14 protein-coding genes are annotated in these 18,424 nt (G+C 50.3%); 4 read left to right on the top strand and 10 right to left on the bottom strand.

The features are described 5' to 3' along the window. From O4H47_RS08865 to O4H47_RS08830, 8 genes are all read right to left on the bottom strand, one after another. A partial coding sequence (locus O4H47_RS08865; protein ID WP_269393599.1) for a Cache 3/Cache 2 fusion domain-containing protein occupies positions 1-938 on the bottom strand: 938 nt, incomplete at its 3' end. Positions 939-1,183: 245 nt separating this feature from the next. Next, positions 1,184-3,709, bottom strand: coding sequence for a methyl-accepting chemotaxis protein (locus O4H47_RS08860; protein WP_269393598.1), 2,526 nt, complete (start codon positions 3,707-3,709; stop codon positions 1,184-1,186). 272 nt (positions 3,710-3,981) lie between these two features. Next, a complete protein-coding gene (locus O4H47_RS08855) occupies positions 3,982-4,398 on the bottom strand; it encodes a F0F1 ATP synthase subunit epsilon (RefSeq protein WP_269393597.1) in 417 nt (138 codons plus the stop codon). A gap of 15 nt (positions 4,399-4,413) precedes the next feature. Beyond that, positions 4,414-5,844, bottom strand: a complete 1,431-nt coding sequence (gene atpD / locus O4H47_RS08850) for a F0F1 ATP synthase subunit beta (RefSeq protein ID WP_269393596.1) — start codon at positions 5,842-5,844, stop codon at positions 4,414-4,416. A gap of 18 nt (positions 5,845-5,862) precedes the next feature. Continuing rightward, positions 5,863-6,738 carry a F0F1 ATP synthase subunit gamma gene (locus tag O4H47_RS08845; protein ID WP_269393595.1) on the bottom strand — a complete coding sequence of 292 codons (876 nt, stop codon included), beginning with the start codon at positions 6,736-6,738 and terminating at the stop codon, positions 5,863-5,865. A 34-nt stretch (positions 6,739-6,772) separates the two neighbouring features. Continuing rightward, positions 6,773-8,305, bottom strand: coding sequence for a F0F1 ATP synthase subunit alpha (gene atpA / locus O4H47_RS08840; protein ID WP_269393594.1), 1,533 nt, complete (start codon positions 8,303-8,305; stop codon positions 6,773-6,775). Next, positions 8,305-8,949 (bottom strand): F0F1 ATP synthase subunit delta, encoded by a 645-nt coding sequence (locus O4H47_RS08835; RefSeq protein ID WP_269393593.1) that lies wholly within the window; start codon positions 8,947-8,949, stop codon positions 8,305-8,307. Before O4H47_RS08835 ends, atpA begins: the two co-directional genes overlap by 1 nt. A 175-nt stretch (positions 8,950-9,124) precedes the next feature. After that, positions 9,125-11,305, bottom strand: coding sequence for a primosomal protein N' (locus tag O4H47_RS08830; protein ID WP_269393592.1), 2,181 nt, complete (start codon positions 11,303-11,305; stop codon positions 9,125-9,127). A 107-nt stretch (positions 11,306-11,412) separates the two neighbouring features. On the opposite strand from O4H47_RS08830, the gene O4H47_RS08825 reads away from it, so the two are divergent. From O4H47_RS08825 to O4H47_RS08810, 4 genes are all read left to right on the top strand, one after another. Then, entirely contained in the window at positions 11,413-12,345 is a 933-nt protein-coding gene (locus O4H47_RS08825; protein WP_269393591.1) for a tyrosine recombinase XerC, read from the top strand. Positions 12,346-12,569: 224 nt separating this feature from the next. Then, positions 12,570-13,718 carry an acetylornithine deacetylase gene (gene argE, locus O4H47_RS08820; protein WP_269393590.1) on the top strand — a complete coding sequence of 383 codons (1,149 nt, stop codon included), beginning with the start codon at positions 12,570-12,572 and terminating at the stop codon, positions 13,716-13,718. 7 nt (positions 13,719-13,725) lie between these two features. Continuing rightward, positions 13,726-14,691, top strand: a complete 966-nt coding sequence (locus O4H47_RS08815; protein ID WP_269393589.1) for a DMT family transporter — start codon at positions 13,726-13,728, stop codon at positions 14,689-14,691. 81 nt (positions 14,692-14,772) lie between these two features. Beyond that, complete coding sequence (locus O4H47_RS08810; protein WP_269393588.1) at positions 14,773-15,795, top strand: TraB/GumN family protein; 1,023 nt, start codon at positions 14,773-14,775, stop codon at positions 15,793-15,795. Positions 15,796-15,837: 42 nt separating this feature from the next. Here the strand turns inward: O4H47_RS08810 and O4H47_RS08805 are convergent, their stop codons facing one another. Together O4H47_RS08805 and lpdA are read right to left on the bottom strand one after the other, a co-directional pair. After that, positions 15,838-16,836 carry a threonine/serine dehydratase gene (locus tag O4H47_RS08805; RefSeq protein ID WP_269393587.1) on the bottom strand — a complete coding sequence of 333 codons (999 nt, stop codon included), beginning with the start codon at positions 16,834-16,836 and terminating at the stop codon, positions 15,838-15,840. An 80-nt stretch (positions 16,837-16,916) separates the two neighbouring features. Next, a complete protein-coding gene (gene lpdA / locus O4H47_RS08800) occupies positions 16,917-18,320 on the bottom strand; it encodes a dihydrolipoyl dehydrogenase (protein ID WP_269393586.1) in 1,404 nt (467 codons plus the stop codon). Between the last annotated feature and the right edge of the window lie 104 nt (positions 18,321-18,424).

The following is an 18,424-nucleotide window of genomic DNA, read 5'->3' as shown; positions in this document are numbered from 1 at the left end:
GCTGCGTCCACAACTTCGCCAAAGGCACGTTGCAGTTCTTGCATCATATCCGCACGTTCCACCATGCGCTGCTTGGAAGCCATCTTCTCTTCTTCGGTCATTTCATTCACCCGAAGTCCATTGGCCCGGAAAACCTCAACCGCCCGCGCCATCTCGCCAAGTTCGTTGGTTTTTTGAGTGTAAGGCACTTCATAGTCATAATCACCATTGGCAATTTCTGTCATTGCTTCTGAGATGCGGGGAATTGGACGCATCATAATGCGTGACACAACGAACGCAGCAACAGCCATCACCCCAAGAACCGCAAGCGATACCACCACGATGAGTTGCAGGGTGGCCATAACTTGACCTTCAAAGTCCGCGATTGGTGCACCAACAAAAACGGCACCGATAACATTGGCCTTTTTGTCTTGGATGGGCTGATAGACCGCAAAGAACTTGGTGCCCCTAATCATCACACGGCCGGCAAATTGCTCGTTAAGGATCAAACGTTCATACGCGGGATTGCTCGCGTCTAATACATATTCCTTGTCGCGCACACCTTCTTCAATTTCAACCGTTGTGGTGAACTGCTCAAACCCTTCAACTTCAGGGTTGAACACCATAAGTGAAACAGGTCCGCGTGTTACCGCGCCAATTGACTCCACCATGTCATCCGTGCGCAACTTGGGCATACGGAAGGTGGTGATTGTTTTAACCTCACCGCTTTCGTCACGCCCCATATCGGAGCCTGGCATCTGCGTTTCAAGAATGGCAATGGTTGTGCGCATATTGGCCAGCTGTGAGGCGCGCGCTTGCTCCATTACATTAGATGAAATCTGAAAATAGATAGCGGTCGCCACCGCTGCAATTGAGAGCGCAATACTGAGTACAACAAACAATGCAATTGATGTTGTGAGTTTAGGCGAACCGATTCGGAAGCGAAGTTTGTTTTGCATATTCTGCTGTGCTGTAACGCTATATACGCGCGCTCTTTGCACATCCCTCGTGGCTACTCTTTTGTCTGAGTGTAAGCCAGCTTAGTAAATTCAACTTTAATGAAGTAAGTGCCGGATAACTAACAATAAATCTCTCAATAGCCGGTTTTCACCAACAAAAACCCACTAGTTTCACTTCCGATTGACGCAATAAAAAGGGGCACTCAACAGATGAGCGCCCCCTAAAATTTCAGAATTGGTGTTGACTAGAACTGCGGCCACTCGGCGTCCATATCAACGGCCGCATTGCCTTGGCTTATATAGGATTTTGCAACCTTTTGTGCTTTGGCTTGAATGGCCTTGATGCCGTTTTCGGGCGGCAATTCGTTTGGCACCTGATTGTTTGCACCTACAGGCAGACGGCGTTGACCACCATCATGGGTTACAAACACATCAACGATCCGATCAAGTTCAGCTGCTTGGCCTTCTGTCTGCTCAATGGCTGCGTTGGTTTCTTCAACCAATGCTGCATTGTGCTGAGTGGTTTCATCCATCTCACGAACAGCGGTATTGATCTGTTCAATTGCTGAAGCTTGGGATTTGCTCTTATCAGCAATAGAAACCATCAATTCGTTGTTGGTCCGTGCTGCATCCAGCATAACGCCAAGGTTGTCAGAGGCTTGTGAAACAAGTTTTGTACCGCCGTCAACTTCGTTTACGGATTGCTCAATGAGCACCTTGACGTCCGAAGAGGCTGTGGCAGCAGATTGAGCAAGGCGACGCACCTCAACCGCAACAACGGCAAAGCCTTTGCCCGCTTCACCCGCCCGCGCGGCTTCAACTGAAGCGTTCAGGGCAAGCAAGTTGGTCTGGAAAGCGATATCATCAATCATGCCAATGATATTAGAAATCTTGTTCGAGCTTTCCGTAATGCGCTCCATAGCCTCATTGGCCTGACGCATGACATCGCCACCTTCTTCAGCCGTAGCACGAACTTTATCCGCAATATCGCTGGCGCTTTCCGCTTCTTTAGCGTTTTCCAAAACCGTATCTGCCAATTGCTCCATGGCAGCAGAAGTTTCTTCAATCGTTGCGGCCTGGCGCGTGGTGCGTTCGGATAGATCATTGGCACCAGCCAAAATCTCACTGGTCGCGCTTTTCAGAGCGGTTGACGTCGTGCGCAATTGCCCCACAACATCTGTCAAACGATCCGCAACCCGGTTGGTATCATTCTTAAGCTGCAAGAATGCGCCTTCATAATTACCTTCCATGCGCTTGGTTAGGTCGGTATTGGCCAAGGCCGCAAGCACTTCACCCGTTTCTTTAATGCCGCGGTCCACCGTATCGATCAAAGAATTCACGCTGCGTGACAATTTGACCATCTCATCATCTGCAATGTCTTCGCTAACCCGCTGCGAGAAATCGCCAGCCGCCGCCGCGCCAACAACGATCCCAAAGCTTTGTTGTAGCTCTTCCATCATTTCTTGGCGCTCAGCGAGGGCTTTTTGACGGGCTGCTTCTTCAACACCCAATTCAGCGACTTTGACAGCGTTTTCGCGGAACACCTCGACAGCGCGCGCCATTGAACCCAATTCATCAGACCGGTCAATGCCGTCAACTGTGACGTCCAAGTCGTTGTCTGCCAAAGCGCGCATTGTTTCTGTGATGTTCGACATGGGGCGCGTAATGGTGCGCGAAAAGAACCACCCTATCGCCGCAGTAATCAAAAGCAAGAAACTGCCGATTGCCAGCATTGTCCAGCGCATCGTATCAACCGAAGCCAGTGCTTCGGACTTTTCTTGCACAGCCAACACGGCCCAAGTGGTGCCTTCAAATTCCATTGGTGCGGCAGCAAAAAGCATAGATGCGTTTCGGTATTCGGTGAACTCACCATGCATTGCGTTACCGTTTATCACGGCGTCAACTTCTTGCGCTTTGAAGGTCGTTTGCAGGATATCATTGTCTTCGCTGAACGTTGAATCGTTGCGCATCAAATGATCTGCGCCCACAACCAAAGTTTCACCCGTTTCTCCTAAGCCAACCTTTGCGCCCATGATGGCGTTAATGCGATCAATGGGCATTTGGAAAACCAAAACCCCGATGCGCGTTTTGCCGTCAAAAATGGGTGTTGAAATGAAGCTTGCGGGGGCATCATTGCTGGGTTTGTAGGGTTCAAAATCTAAGAAGTAGCTTTCGCCCTTGTCCAAAGCGATACCGGCTCTAAAGGCATTGCCCAGATCAGTATCGGCCCACTGACCGCCACCAGTTTTGAAGTTGGTCGCATAATCAAGTTCTTTGAATACTGTATAAACAAGATCGCCTTGATCATCGAACAAGAAGATATCGTAATAGCCACGTTGGTTCAGCTGTTCGCGGAAAATACCGTGGTACTGCAAGTGGACATTGTCATATTTGGTACCACCGGGCGCGGCATCCAACAAATGCTTGGACCCAAGCTCGTTGGGGTTCTTCTTGATATAGGCATCTTGCAACAGTTTATCTTGGCTACCGCCAAGCGTATCCCAAGCTGTATCAAAAGCTTTAAGTGCCTCGACTGTGAACGGATTATCAGCGGTAAGCAAAAGGTCGGTTTGGAGATCTTCCAAATAGGCCTTCATTTCATGCGCTCGACCATCCGCAAGGGTCTCCAGTTTTTCAGTCTCAGCATGTGTAATTACTGAAGAACCAATCATGACCCCAGATATGCCCAATCCTAAGCCGACGGCGATCACGCCACCGATGACTAATGCGGGTAGTTTATGTGCAATCTTTAATCGAGATAAAACACTCATTCTTTTGACCTCTTCGACGACGCGCGAATCCCCCAACGCGTACACTTTGATTACAAGATGCCAGCCAACAAAAACCAAATGGTTAACACTTGGTATTGGCAATCTACTAAATACAACTTGGAAAAATACATCTTGATTTAGGGATACAATGTCGAATAGGGCGTTAACACGACATTACTAAATCCATCGAACAGCCCGTATTTTAAAAGTAAACAATAAAAAACCCGCGTACGAGGTACGCGGGTTCCAAATTTTACCAATGTTTGTGCTGCCTAGTTGGGCAAGCCCACAACATCAATTTCCATCAGCAGGTTCTTCCAGCCATCAAGCGCTGTCTGAGCATCTTGCTTTGCTTGGTCAGTTGTTGCGCCATTAAGTGCTTCTTGTGCACTCACAATGGCCGCATCTAACTCACCTTTGTCAAAGTCAGCGCCCGTTTTTGCTTGTTCAGCAAGAATGGTCAGGCCTGCATCATTAACATCCGCAAAGCCGCCCTGTACATAATAGGTACGCTCCGCACCACCAGAAGTCACCGTCACAAAGCCGGCTTTTAGCGTGGTCATCATAGCAGCATGGTCGCCCATGACTGTGAAATAACCATCAGCACCTGGCACAGTGACAGCAGAAGCCTGCTCACTTAGCACCAGACTTTCTGGTGAAACGATCTCGATTTTAATGCCTTCGGCCATTAAACCCTCGTTTCTTTATGCAGCAGCTGCTGCAAGTTTTTGTGCTTTCTTCACGGCGTCATCAATTGTGCCAACCATGTAGAATGCAGCTTCTGGAAGGTGATCATATTCACCCGCAACCAAGCCTTTGAACGCTTTAACCGTGTCTTCAAGACCAACAAAGATACCAGGCGTACCTGTGAAGATTTCCGCCACGTGGAATGGCTGAGACATGAAGCGTTCAATCTTACGGGCACGTGCCACAGTAAGTTTGTCTTCTTCAGAAAGCTCGTCCATGCCCAAAATCGCGATAATATCTTGAAGCGATTTATAACGCTGAAGGATTTCTTGAACATCACGTGCCACTTGATAGTGCTCTTCACCCACAACCTGTGGATCAAGAAGACGTGAGTTTGAATCAAGTGGATCCACCGCAGGGTAAATACCCTTTTCAGAAATCGCACGGTTCAAAACGGTTGTCGCATCCAAGTGAGCAAAGGTTGCCGCTGGTGCTGGATCGGTCAAATCATCGGCAGGCACGTAAACAGCTTGCACTGAAGTCACTGAACCTTTTGATGTTGTTGTAATCCGCTCCTGCATGGCACCCATGTCAGTCGCCAAAGTAGGCTGATAACCCACAGCTGAAGGAATACGTCCCAACAAAGCTGACACTTCTGAACCAGCTTGTGTAAAGCGGAAGATGTTATCAACAAAGAACAACACGTCTTGGCCTTCATCACGGAACTGTTCCGCAATGGTCAAACCAGTCAATGCCACACGAGCACGTGCTCCTGGGGGTTCATTCATTTGGCCGAACACAAGCGCGCATTTTGAGCCTGCGCCGCCTTTTTCTTTGTTCACGCCTGATTCAATCATTTCCCAGTAAAGGTCATTACCTTCACGTGTGCGCTCACCAACGCCCGCAAACACAGAATAACCACCGTGATTGTTCGCAACGTTGTTGATCAACTCTTGAATAAGAACTGTCTTACCAACACCCGCACCACCGAAGAGGCCGATTTTACCGCCCTTCGCATATGGAGCCAGCAAATCCACAACCTTAATACCGGTCACAAGAATTTCAGCTTCTGGAGATTGCTCAACAAATTCTGGTGCTTCTTGGTGGATGGCGCGTTTTTCTTTGGTTTTAATCGGACCAGCTTCGTCAATCGGCTCACCGATAACGTTCATGATCCGGCCAAGTGTTTCAACACCAACTGGAATTGTAATGGCGGAACCAAGATCAACAACTTCTTGCCCGCGAACGAGCCCTTCAGATGTGTCCATCGCAATGGTACGTACTGTGTTTTCACCCAAGTGCTGGGCGACTTCCAATACCATCCGGTTGCCATTATTCATTGTTTCAAGCGCACCTAGAATTGGCGGTAGATCACCGTCAAATTCCACGTCCACAACCGCACCAATTACCTGCTTGATGCGTCCGACCTGTTTCGCTTTTGCTGCCATGGTCTGTCCTCGTTTGCCTTAGAGCGCTTCCGCGCCTGAGATAATTTCAATCAATTCTTTTGTGATCTGAGCTTGGCGCTGACGGTTGTAGCTAATTTCAAGCTTATTGATCATGTCACCAGCGTTACGGGTCGCATTGTCCATCGCGGACATTTTTGCACCCATTTCACCAGCCGCATTTTCAAGTAGCGCGTGGAAAATTTGCACAGACACATTACGTGGCAGCAAGTCTTCCAAAATAGCTTCTTCGCTTGGCTCATATTCATAATTTGTGGCTTCGCCGGTCTCTTGGTCTTGATCAAAAGAAGCGGGAATAAGCTGATGTGCCGTTGGCACTTGGCTAATCACAGATTTAAACTTTGAATAGAACAATGTCGCCACGTCATATTCGCCAGCATCAAACATGGCCAACACGCGATCGCCAATTTCCTTAGCATTCGCATAGCCAATTTGTTTGACTTCACGCAAGGTGATCAAACCTTCCATTTGGTCAGCGAACAAACGCTTTAAAACGTCATGTCCTTTTTTGCCAACACAAAGAATTTTGACTGTCTTGCCTTTTGCAATCAACTCATTCGCATGATCACGAGCAAGCCGTGCAATGGACGAGTTAAAGCCGCCACAAAGTCCACGCTCTGCGGATGCGACAATAAGCAAATGTGTCTGGTCTTTACCGTTTCCACCAAGTAGCTGCGGCGCACCGTCACGGCCCTTATAGGCCGCGGCCAAACCGGCGAGCACATCATTCATGCGCTCTGCGTATGGCCGGGCACTTTCAGCATTATCTTGCGCACGGCGCAGCTTTGCAGCTGCAACCATTTGCATTGCCTTGGTGATCTTCTGGGTCGATTTGACCGAAGATATCCGGTTTTTAAGGTCCTTCAATGAGGGCATAGCACCTCAGCTCCTTGTCAAAACCTAAAGATTGTTACGCTGCAAAGGTCTTGGCGTATCCGCCAATCGCTGAATGCAATTTCTCACGTGTTTCGTCAGAAATAGCTTTCTCTTTTGCAATCGTATCAAGCAAGTCTTTGTGTGTACCGCGCAATGCGCCAAGCAAACCTTGCTCGAACTTTTGCACGTCACGAACGCCAACGCTATCAATATAGCCTTCAACGCCGGCAAAGATCACTGCAACTTGCTCTTCAGTTTTAAGTGGTGAGAATTGTGGTTGCTTCAAAAGCTCCACCAAACGGGCACCACGGTTCAACATTTTCTGCGTCGCCGCATCAAGGTCAGAACCAAACTGAGCGAACGCTGCCATCTCACGATACTGAGCCAACTCACCTTTAACAGAACCAGCAACTTGCTTCATTGCTTTAATCTGCGCAGATGAACCCACACGAGAAACTGAAAGACCAACGTTAACCGCAGGACGGATACCTTGGAAGAACAAGTCTGTTTCCAAGAAGATCTGACCATCCGTGATCGAAATCACGTTCGTTGGAATATAAGCAGACACGTCGTTCGCTTGTGTTTCAATGATCGGCAAAGCGGTCAAAGAACCAGAACCGTGATCTTCGTTCAATTTCGCTGAACGCTCGAGCAAACGTGAGTGAAGATAGAAAACGTCACCAGGATAAGCTTCACGCCCAGGTGGACGACGAAGAAGAAGTGACATTTGACGATAAGCCACAGCTTGCTTTGACAGGTCATCATAACCAATCACAGCGTGCATGCCGTTATCGCGGAAATATTCACCCATGGTACAGCCGGTAAACGGCGCCAAGAACTGCATTGGAGCAGGATCAGAAGCGGTTGCAGCAACAACGATAGAATATTCCATCGCGCCAGCGTCTTCCAAAGTCTTTACGAACTGAGCAACAGTTGAACGCTTTTGGCCAACAGCAACATAGATACAGTAAAGCTTCTCATTCTCGTCCTTACCCTGATGAGCAGGCTTTTGGTTCAAGAATGTATCAAGAAGAACAGCGGTTTTACCAGTTTGGCGGTCACCAATGATCAATTCGCGTTGGCCACGGCCAATCGGGATCATCGCATCAACAGCTTTCAAACCAGTCGACATTGGCTCATGCACAGACTTACGTGGCAAAATGCCAGGTGCCTTAACATCCACAAGCTTACGTGTTTTTGACTTAATTGGGCCCTTACCATCAATTGGGTTGCCCAAACCATCAACAACGCGACCAAGCAATTCTTTGCCAACAGGAACGTCAACAATTGCGCCAGTACGCTTAACGGTGTCGCCTTCTTTAATGGCACGGTCAGAACCAAAGATAACAACACCTACGTTGTCAGCTTCAAGGTTCAAGGCCATCCCTTTAATGCCGCCTGGGAACTCAACGAGCTCACCAGCCTGAACATTGTCAAGGCCATATACACGAGCAATACCGTCACCGACGGAGAGAACTTGCCCAACTTCTGAGACTTGCGCCTCTTTCCCAAAATCTTTGATTTGATCTTTGAGAATGGCAGAAATTTCTGCAGCTTTAATATCCATTAGCCGACCTCTTTCATGGCGATCTTCATGGCTGTCAATTTCGTCTTGAGCGAGGAATCGATCATTTGAGAACCAACCTTAACGATTAGTCCGCCAATAAGATCAGCATCCACATGCTGCTCAAGCGTGACATCCTTACCAATTTTCTCTTTCAGAGCCTTAGCAAGGCTGTCCTGGTGTGCTTTCGAAAGCGGCTGAGCAGAGGTAACCTCGGCGTGAACTTCACCCCGATCCTTTGCAGCAAGCGCTTTGAACTGAGAAATCATTTGCGGCAACGCGAACAGACGTTGGTTCTTTGCCACAAGATTTAAGAAATTTGCTGATAGGCCCTTAAGTTTGGCCTTTTTGATCAATGCTTCGACAACTGCTGTTTTATCGTCGCCAGAAATTACTGGGCTTTTCAAAAAAGCAGCAAAGTCTGTGCTGTCATTGATCAGCTTCAAAAGGCTATCAAGAGCCTTTTCAACACCCGCAATATCACTTGCATCAGACGCTAAATCAAACAGCGCCGACGCGTACGGCCGGGCGATTGTTACGAGAACCGAGTTTTGTGCGCTCAAAGCCTCTATACCCCAATCAATTGCAAAAATTCGTCTTACCTGTCCCGTCGAGCGACCGCCCGCGATACCGGCACGAATTTTCATGGTGTTAGGAGGCTGACGCTCGCGCCCTCCTCAGATATCGCGCACCGTCTACCATAAGCATTTAGGCCGCGCAATAGACAGGAGGCGAAAATTGGGCAGACTCATTTGCAGTTGGGCACTTTTTGTGAATTTTACACAAAGTTTGGCATCAAACTGTCAAAACTAGCGCCGACTCTCAATAAAAGCTCATCGGGTCAATATCGACCTGCACCCGCAAGTTCCCGGTAACTTTTGGCCCTTCTTGCAACCAAAAACGCACATATCCGGACAGATCGAAATGCTTGTCAGCCTGCACCAAAAGCCGCACCCTGTGTCGCCCCCGAACCATCGCCACGGGCGCATCTGCTGGACCAAACAATTTCAGCTTCGCTTCATCTGGCGCTTTTGGGGCCATAACCGCTAACCCGCGCGCATGGCCAAACGCCACTTCATGTTCAGTTGCCGATATAATTAGCGCAGCCAAACGGCCAAAGGGCGGCAATCCCGCCGATTCGCGCGCCTTTAGCTCATGTTTATAGAATGCCTCACGGTCACCGCGCACCATCGCCTGCATCACCGCGTGCTCGGGTACATAAGTCTGCAAAAATGCTCGCCCGGCCTTGCCTATCCGTCCGGCACGGCCCGTTACCTGGGTCAATATTTGAAATGTCTTTTCTGCTGCTCGCGGATCCCCATGGGCCAAACCCAAATCCGCATCCAGCACCCCAACCAAATTCAGCTTGGGGAAATGGTGCCCTTTGGCCACCAATTGCGTGCCAATGATCAGATCGTAATCACCTCGCGCGATCTCTTCAAACCGCTCACGTGCCGCAACGATGCCCCCCATATCAGACGAAAGGATAACACGCCGCGCTTCAGGAAAACGCCGCGCGGCTTCCTCAGCGATTCGCTCAATACCCGGACCGATGGGAATAAGCGATTCTTCTGCCCCACACTCTTTACATGTTTTGGGTTTTTGCACTTCGTGCCCGCAATGATGACACGATAAGACACCTCGAAACCGATGTTCTACCAACCAGGCCGAACAATCCGGACATTGATATTGATATCCACAATCCCGGCACAGGGTCAGCGGCGCATATCCACGCCGATTGAGGAACAAAAGAACCTGTTCTTTTTTCTCCAACGCGCCAAAAATCTCTCGCGCTAATTTGGGCGCAATCCATTCGCCCTTTTCTGGCCCGTCTTCTTTCATGTCGATGGCGGTAATATCGGGCATTTTTGCGTCTGCAAATCGACCGAGCATTTTCACATGGGCATAACGCCCCTGATCCGCATTGTTGCGACTTTCAACTGACGGGGTCGCTGACGACAGGATCACCCGTGCCTTCGCTAGATGGGCCCGCACCACCGCCATATCCCGCGCATGATAGTTCACGCGATCTGCTTGCTTGAACGCCGTATCATGTTCTTCGTCGATCACGATCAAACCAAGATCAGGATAGGGCAAAAACAATGCTGAACGCGCACCCACAACCGCTTGCACTTTACCCCGCGCCACCGACCGCCACATCCGTGCGCGCTGCACCGGGGTCATATCCGAATGCCATTCCCCCGGCCGGGCGCCAAACCGATCTTCAAAGCGCTTCAAGAAGGTGTGGGTCAATGCAATCTCAGGCAACAGGATCACCGCCTGCCGCCCAGCGCGCAAACAATCAGCCACCGCTTCAAAAAACACTTCGGTTTTACCCGAACCTGTGACCCCATCCAAAAGCGCCACACCAAATTCGTTTGGGCTTTGCTCGCGCAACAATTCAAGCGCAGCCTGTTGCTCATCATTTAGCACCAAAGGCGCATGATCTGAGTTTGGCGGTTGCACAATCGGGGGCGGTGGCACAAAGCTTTGCTCCAACACCCCGAGTTTCACCATGCCTTCGATTACCGAAGGGCTAACGCCTGTTTCCCCCACCAGCGCCCGCTTTTGCCAAGCAAAACCATCTTCCATCACATCAATCACCCGTTGACGGGCTGAGGTCATGCGCTCGGGCAAAACCCCTGAGAACCGATAAACGGCAATCGGTTTATCGTCGCCAAAGGCTTCGGGCGAACGCAAAACCCCGCGCAGAACCATTCCAGGTTGCGCCAAAGTATATTTGGCGATCCAATCAACAAGCGCCATCAGCTCTTCGGTCAAGGGCGGTGTATCAAAAGCGAAGTCAATGTCTTTAAGTCGATTGTGCGCCACTTGGTCTTTGGGCTCGCCCCACACAACCCCCATCACCTTGCGCGGCCCCAAGGGCACCTGCACAACGGAGCCACGGCTCACGTTCATCCCCTCCGGCACCCGATAGGAATATGGTCTATCAACAGCAACGCTGACCATAACGGATACTATGTCGGCAGAAATTTGGCCCATCAGATGCTTTCTAAGAATCGTTTGTGGCTTAGAGCCTAAATCGTGACCGTCAAAAAAACGAGGGCGATTTCAATTTTGGTAAGCAAGCAGCACCTATAATTGGCGGTATGAATGAGCTGTTGATCAACAAAGACAAAAAAGTCGCCCACTGGCTTGGCCAATGGCAAGACGAATTATCCTCGCTTCGCCGCTTAAGCGACAAAACCCTTGTTGCTTATGATCGTGACGTGGAGCAAATGCTAACGTTTTTCACGCATCATTTCGGCGCGCCTGTATCCGCAAAAACCTTAAATTCCTTCACCCCTGCCGATTGGCGCGCGTTCATGTCGAACCGCCGCCAAACCGGGGTGGGCAATGCCACCATGGCGCGCGGACTTTCGGGCATCAAAAGTTTTTTTACTTTTTTGGAAAAAGAGGGCCATGCCCCCGCAGACAGTTTGGCCGCAATAAAAGCGCCAAAGAAAAAGCAAACCCTGCCAAAAGCCCTTACCGCAATCGACGCGAAAAAGTTGGTCGACCAGGGCGACATGTTGGACGACGAACCTTGGATCGCTGCACGCGACATCGCCGTCATGGCGCTTTGTTATGGCGCGGGCTTGCGCATATCCGAAGCACTGGCGCTGACCGCCAATGATCTTAAAGACCAAAAAACCCTACGCATCACCGGCAAGGGCAACAAAACCCGCATGGTGCCCGTGCTCAGCGCAATCCACGATGCCATAACCGATTATCAAAAAAGCTGCCCTTATCACCCGGACGACAACGACCCGATTTTTCGGGGCGCACGCGGCGGGCCATTGAGCCCAAGGCTCGTGCAGCTCAAAATGCAAAAATTGCGCTCCGCTTTTGGCCTGCCCAATTCAGCAACGCCCCACGCGCTTAGACACAGCTTTGCCACCCACCTTTTGGCCGGTGGCGGAGATCTTCGCGCCATCCAAGAACTGCTCGGTCACGCGTCCCTTTCCACCACGCAAATCTACACAAAAGTCGACACTGCCCAACTCATGGACGCCTATCTTAAGGCGCATCCGCGCTCCTAGACTTTAAACCGTGCCGGCATTTTATAGGACCAATCATTTTCCAGATTGACCAAATCAACCGCCCATAATGGCCTCAAACATCTAGCGCTGCGCCACACTTGTTCGCCAATGCTAGAAAACCACTCGTTTTCGTGCATTTTGCATTGGCACAACCATTTCTTTGACACTAGACTGCCCCTCCGCACCTTTGGTCGCTCGACCACCCATATGCACAGGAGAGAACGGTGGAACATGTCAAAGCCATGATTGCGCGTCTTGTGGCGCACGATACGGTATCGTCAAAGTCGAACTTACCTCTTATCCATGACGTAAAAGCCTATTTGGCCGAACTTGGTATCAATAGCCACTTGGTGCCAAATGAAGATGGCAGCAAATCCAATCTTTATGCCACCATTGGGCCAAATGTGGATGGTGGCATTATATTGAGCGGCCACACTGACGTGGTGCCGGTGGAGGATCAAGATTGGTCCACCAACCCATTTGAAGTGGTGGAAAAGGATAACCGCCTTTATGGTCGCGGCACCTGCGACATGAAAGGCTTTTGCGCCATTGGTTTGGCGCTTATCCCTGAAATGCTCAAAAGCGACCTCAAACGCCCCATCCATATCGCTTTGTCTTATGATGAAGAGCTGGGCTGTTTGGGCGCGCCCTTCATGATCAAGGAAATGGCAAAAAACCTACCCCAAATCGATGCCGTGATTGTGGGTGAACCCACCAACATGCAAGTGGCCGAAATGCACAAGGGCGTTTACGCCTCCACCATCCATGTGCGCGGACTAGAAGCCCACTCAAGCCAGACCCATTTGGGCGTCAGCGCCACACGCTATGCCGCAAAGATCATCAATTTCATCAATGACCTGCACGATGAATTATTAGCCAACCCATATGTTGGACTGCCCCTTTCCCCGAACCATTCCACTTTGAATGTTGGAAAAGTCCATGGCGGTATCGCAGACAATATTGTCGCCCGCGATTGCACATTTACCTATGACTATCGGGTGCTCCCCCAAGAAGACCATGCCGCCATCGTAAAAAGAATTGACGCCTTAATCGCCGAACTTGAAAAAGAGATGCAGGCCAAACACGCGGACTGTTCGATCACTCAAACCGTGGTCTGGACCCCCGGCTTTGCCGCCCCAGAAGAGGATGTGGCCAAATCCCTTGCCATGCGGTTGGCGGGTAAAAATGAAACAATTGGCGTACCCTACGGCACAGAGGCCGGACAGTTCCAAACTGACGGCGGGTTTTCAACCATCGTTTGTGGCCCCGGCTCAATCGATCAAGCCCACAAGCCAGATGAATATATCGAACTCAGCCAGGTTGAATTAGGCGTGCAATTCATCCGCGATCTTATCGCTCATCAATCCAAATAGGCACATTATGTCGACCACTTCTGGCACTTCTGGCAATAAAATCATCCTTGGCTATTTGATCGGCGCGCTTGGTGCGAGCTTTTTCGCCACAAAAGGCATTCTGATCAAGCTGGCGCTGATCGAAAACGTCGACGCCATTACCACGCTTACATGGCGCATGATCATCGCACTGCCGTTCTTCATTTTAATCGGTTACTTTGGCTATCGCCGCCGTGTTGCCCAAACAAAGGGCAAACTGCTCACCTGGAAAGCATTGGCAACCGTTGGGGCCATCGGCGCGCTTGGCTATTATTTAGCGTCCTATTTGGACTTTGCCGGCCTGACCTATATCTCCGCGCAATTTGATCGATTGATTTTGCTGACCTACCCCATTTTTGTGGTGCTGATTGGCGCCATTTTCCAAGGCCGCCCCCTCCAACCAAAAATGCTGATCGCCCTCTTTATTTCATACAGCGGATTGGCCGTCATCTTTGCCCGAGATCTGCAATTGGATGGCCACTCAACCATCATCGGCGCGTCCCTCGTTCTGGGCGCGGCTCTGTCTTATGCGGTCTATCAGGTCTTGGCCAAACCCCATATTGACCGCATCGGCGCACGGCTGTTCACTTCGATTGCCATGACTGCCGCAGGGCTGGTGGTGATCGTTCACTTTTTCATCGTCAACGATTTAAGTGACTTGTCTTTGCCGCCGCGCGCCATGATGCTTATGTTTGCGGTTGCCACAATTTCAACAGTTGTGCCTGCCTATTTGATCTCAATAAGCATCGGCATGGTGGGGCCAGAGCCCACTGCGGTAATCGGCAACATTTCAACGCTTGTGACCATCGGGTTAGCGGTTTCGGTCTTGGGTGAACCCTTCACCATTTGGCACGCAGCGGGGGCCGCAATGGTGCTGATCGGCGTGATCAGTTTCACCCAAATGGATCGGGTGGCCAAAGAGGCGGCAGCCCGCAAGGTACAAATTCCGTCCTAAAAACCATTTGGTCATTGCATTGCTATGATCCAAACCCACATTTAAAGGCAAAGGCCATTTCGATTTTGACGAGGAAGATTTATGTTTAAAACCATATTCGGTGCCGCTCTTACACTCAGCGCAGCATTTTCCATTCACCCCGCAATGGCCAGCACGGCCTGCACCCAAGCAAATCTTTATCAAGAGATGCAACAAATGGACCCCGCTGCCTATGCCAATATTAAGGCTCAGGCCGACGCAACAGCCAATGGGCGCGGCCTATTTTGGAAAATAAGCCACGAGGATGATGCACATGTGTCGTGGATTTACGGCACCATGCACAAATCCGACGAGCGGATTTTGGATTTACCCAAAAATGTTGAAACCGCACTTATGTCAGCCGACACATTCGTGGGCGAATTGGATGGATCCAAAACCGCCTACGAAATGGGCATCATCATGGGCGGATCGCCCGAATTGATGTTTCAACAAGATGGCGCAAAACTTAGTGACAATCTTAGCGCTGAAACAGTGGCTGAAGTGGACAAATTGCTGAACGAGCGCGGTTCAGATTTTGACCAGATTGAACCCATGCAGCCTTGGCTAAGCGCCTCCCTGCTCGCCTTTAGCATGTGTGACGTCGAAAAAGGATTATCCGACACCAATTTCCTTGATGTGGTCATGGAAAATAAAGCCCGTGACGCGGGCAAAACCGTGGTTGGATTAGAAACCGTGCGCGATCAGATTGAAGCCATCGATCAAATCGACAAAAGCTTTTTTTACAAGTCCCTTGATGACGCGGCCCAGCAATATCGCGATGGTGTTTTTGATGACATTTTGCAGACCGCTGCCGAGCTTTATTTGGACGAAGAAATCGGCGTTATGCTGCCTCTGATGATGCATTATTCCCATAGCCTAAAAGACGGGGAAGCAGACATGCTGAGTTTCCAGCGCGAGTTGCTCGATATCCGCAACCAAGGCATGGTGGAAAAATCGGTCGCCTTGCATGAACAAGGCTCCATTTTTGTTGCCGTCGGCGCCCTACATTTGGTCGGCGAAACCGGACTAGTCGAAGGCTTCCGCAACGCAGGCTATAGTGTTGAGCGGGTATTGTTGGAGCGTTAAAAATATCGGCCCCGCTTATGCGGGGTCACATATTGATTTCGCTTAGCCAAGCAACGCAGCCACATGGTCTTGCCCGCGCACGATTTGGCTTGCAAAAGTTGCGCTGTCAATATTCGCGCCGCACACAATAAGTGCATGCCGTTTGCCTGCAACCTTGTTGCGCAAGGGCCCAAGCGCTGCTGCAAGTGTTGCCCCTGCGGCGGGTTCAACTGCCAATTTTAGCTCTTCTTGATAAAGCGCCTGCCCAGCACAAATCTGATCGTCGGTGACCGTAACCACCTCATCGACGAAGGCTTGGTTGAGGGCAAAACTGTAGGGCAAGGAATAGGGTGGCGCGAGACTATCAGCGATGGTGTTGATCTCATCCATGGTCACTGGTTCATTTGCATTTCGTGACGCGCTCATGGAGGCAGCGCCAGTTGGCTCAACACCATAGACTTTGCAACTGGGGTTGATCAATTTCACGGCCGCTGCAACGCCCGAAATCAAACCGCCACCACCTATAGATACGATCACTGCATCCAAACCTTGAACGTCTCGCATCAATTCAAGGCCAACCCCTGCAGCGCCAAGGGTTGTGTTTACCCCTTCGAACGGATGGACAAAGGTGCGCCCTTCTTCTTTTTCCAAGCGCTGAACTTCGGCAAATGCCGCGGCGATATCGTCACACAAAATAACTTCAGCGCCTTCAGCCTTAGAGCGCTCAATACGTAAGGGGTTTGCCGTTTTCGTCATCACCACTTTGGCCGAAATCCCAGCCTTTCGCGCCGCCCAACTGGCGGCAATCGCATGGTTTCCCGCACTGACCGCGGTAATACCATTTGCTTTTTGTGCGTTGGTTAAAGTGCTGATCACCGAAAGTGCGCCGCGCGCTTTAAAGGTGCCCGTATGTTGAAACAGTTCTAACTTCAAGAACAGATCAAATCCCAACACATCCGCCAGTTTGGCAGATGTGGCCTGCACAGTAGGTGTGGGCAAAACCTGCCCCTCAAGTTGTGCGTAGCGCTGTTCAATCTCACTCAAAGTTGGCAACTCAACCATTCATCCATCCCCACAAACAAAAAAGTGCCGGAGCAAATCTCCGGCACTTCATTTAGATCACTTATTGAGCATAAGCTCAATTACATATGAATGGTGCCATCGCCACAGCCCATTGCCGCTTCTCGCACGGCTTCAGACATGGTGGGGTGAGCGTGGCAGGTGCGGGCCAAATCTTCAGCCGAACCACCAAACTCCATCAACACGGCCAATTCATGAATGATCTCACCAGCGCCTTTGCCGATGATATGCGCACCAAGAACGCGGTCGGTGTTTTTGTCCGCAATGATTTTCACAAAACCATCTGTTGCCCGCATCGCCTTAGCACGACCATTGGCCGTGAAGTTGAATTTGCCGATTTTATACTCGATGCCCGCCGCTTTCACGTCATCTTCGGTTTGACCAACTGAAGCCACTTCAGGGTTGGTGTAAACAACACCCGGGATGACACCATAGTTCACGTGCCCAGCTTGCCCCGCAATAATCTCAGCAACGGCCACACCCTCGTCTTCAGCTTTATGGGCCAACATCGGGCCAACAATCACATCGCCAATCGCATAGATGCCATCAACATTTGACTTGTAATGCGCATCGGTTTTCACACGACCGCGCTCATCAAGCTCAACGCCTGCGGCTTCCAAACCAAGACCTTGTGTATAAGGCGTACGGCCAATGGCCACCAAAATCACATCAGCTTCAATGTCTTCAGCGGCACCGCCAGCTGCAGGTTCAACTGTCGCTTTAAGAACATCGCCAGATTTATCAACACCGGTCACCTTTGTGCCCAGTTTAAACTTAAAGCCTTGTTTTTTCAGCGTACGCTGGAAGTTCTTTGCAATCTCGCTGTCCATGCCCGGCAAAATGCGGTCAAGGAATTCAACAACGGTAACCTCTGCACCCAAACGCGACCAAACTGACCCCAGTTCAAGACCGATCACGCCCGCGCCAACAACCAACATTTTCTTTGGTACTTCTTTAAGTTCCAAAGCGCCGGTTGAAGTCACAACGCGTTCTTCGTCAATCTCAATGCCCGGCAAATTGGCTGAATCAGAACCCGTGGCGATCACAATATTTGTGGTCTCAAGCACTTGCTCGGATCCATCGTCGGCGGTCACTTTCACCTTGCCCGGTGCTTCAATGGTACCAAGACCGTGGAAGGCGGTGATTTTGTTTTTCTTGAGCAAGAACTCAATGCCAGTGGTGTTTGAAGAAACCGTATCATCTTTGTGCTTCAGCATGGTGCCAAGATCAAGCTCAGGCTCAACTTGAATGCCCAGTTTTGCAAATGTGTGGTTGGCTTCTTCAAAAAGCTCTGATGCGTGCAACAACGCTTTTGAAGGAATACAGCCAATGTTCAGGCACGTGCCGCCATGGGTGCTGCGTTTTTCAACAACCGCAACTTTCATACCCAATTGCGCCGCACGAATTGCGCCAACATAGCCCCCAGGGCCGGTTCCGATAAAGGTGAGATCAAACTTGTCCGACATAATTGCCTCGTAAAAGATTATAAACCCGATTTATGACGAATTTGCTTCGCCTTATTATGATTGGGAGAGAGAGGAAATTGGCGCGCAACACCCTATGCCGCGCG

It is taken from the genome of Maritalea porphyrae (genome assembly GCF_027213965.1).
In the GTDB taxonomy this organism is placed as follows: Bacteria; Pseudomonadota; Alphaproteobacteria; order Rhizobiales; family Devosiaceae; genus Maritalea; species Maritalea porphyrae_A.
This window is presented reverse-complemented; position numbering and strand designations above follow the sequence as displayed.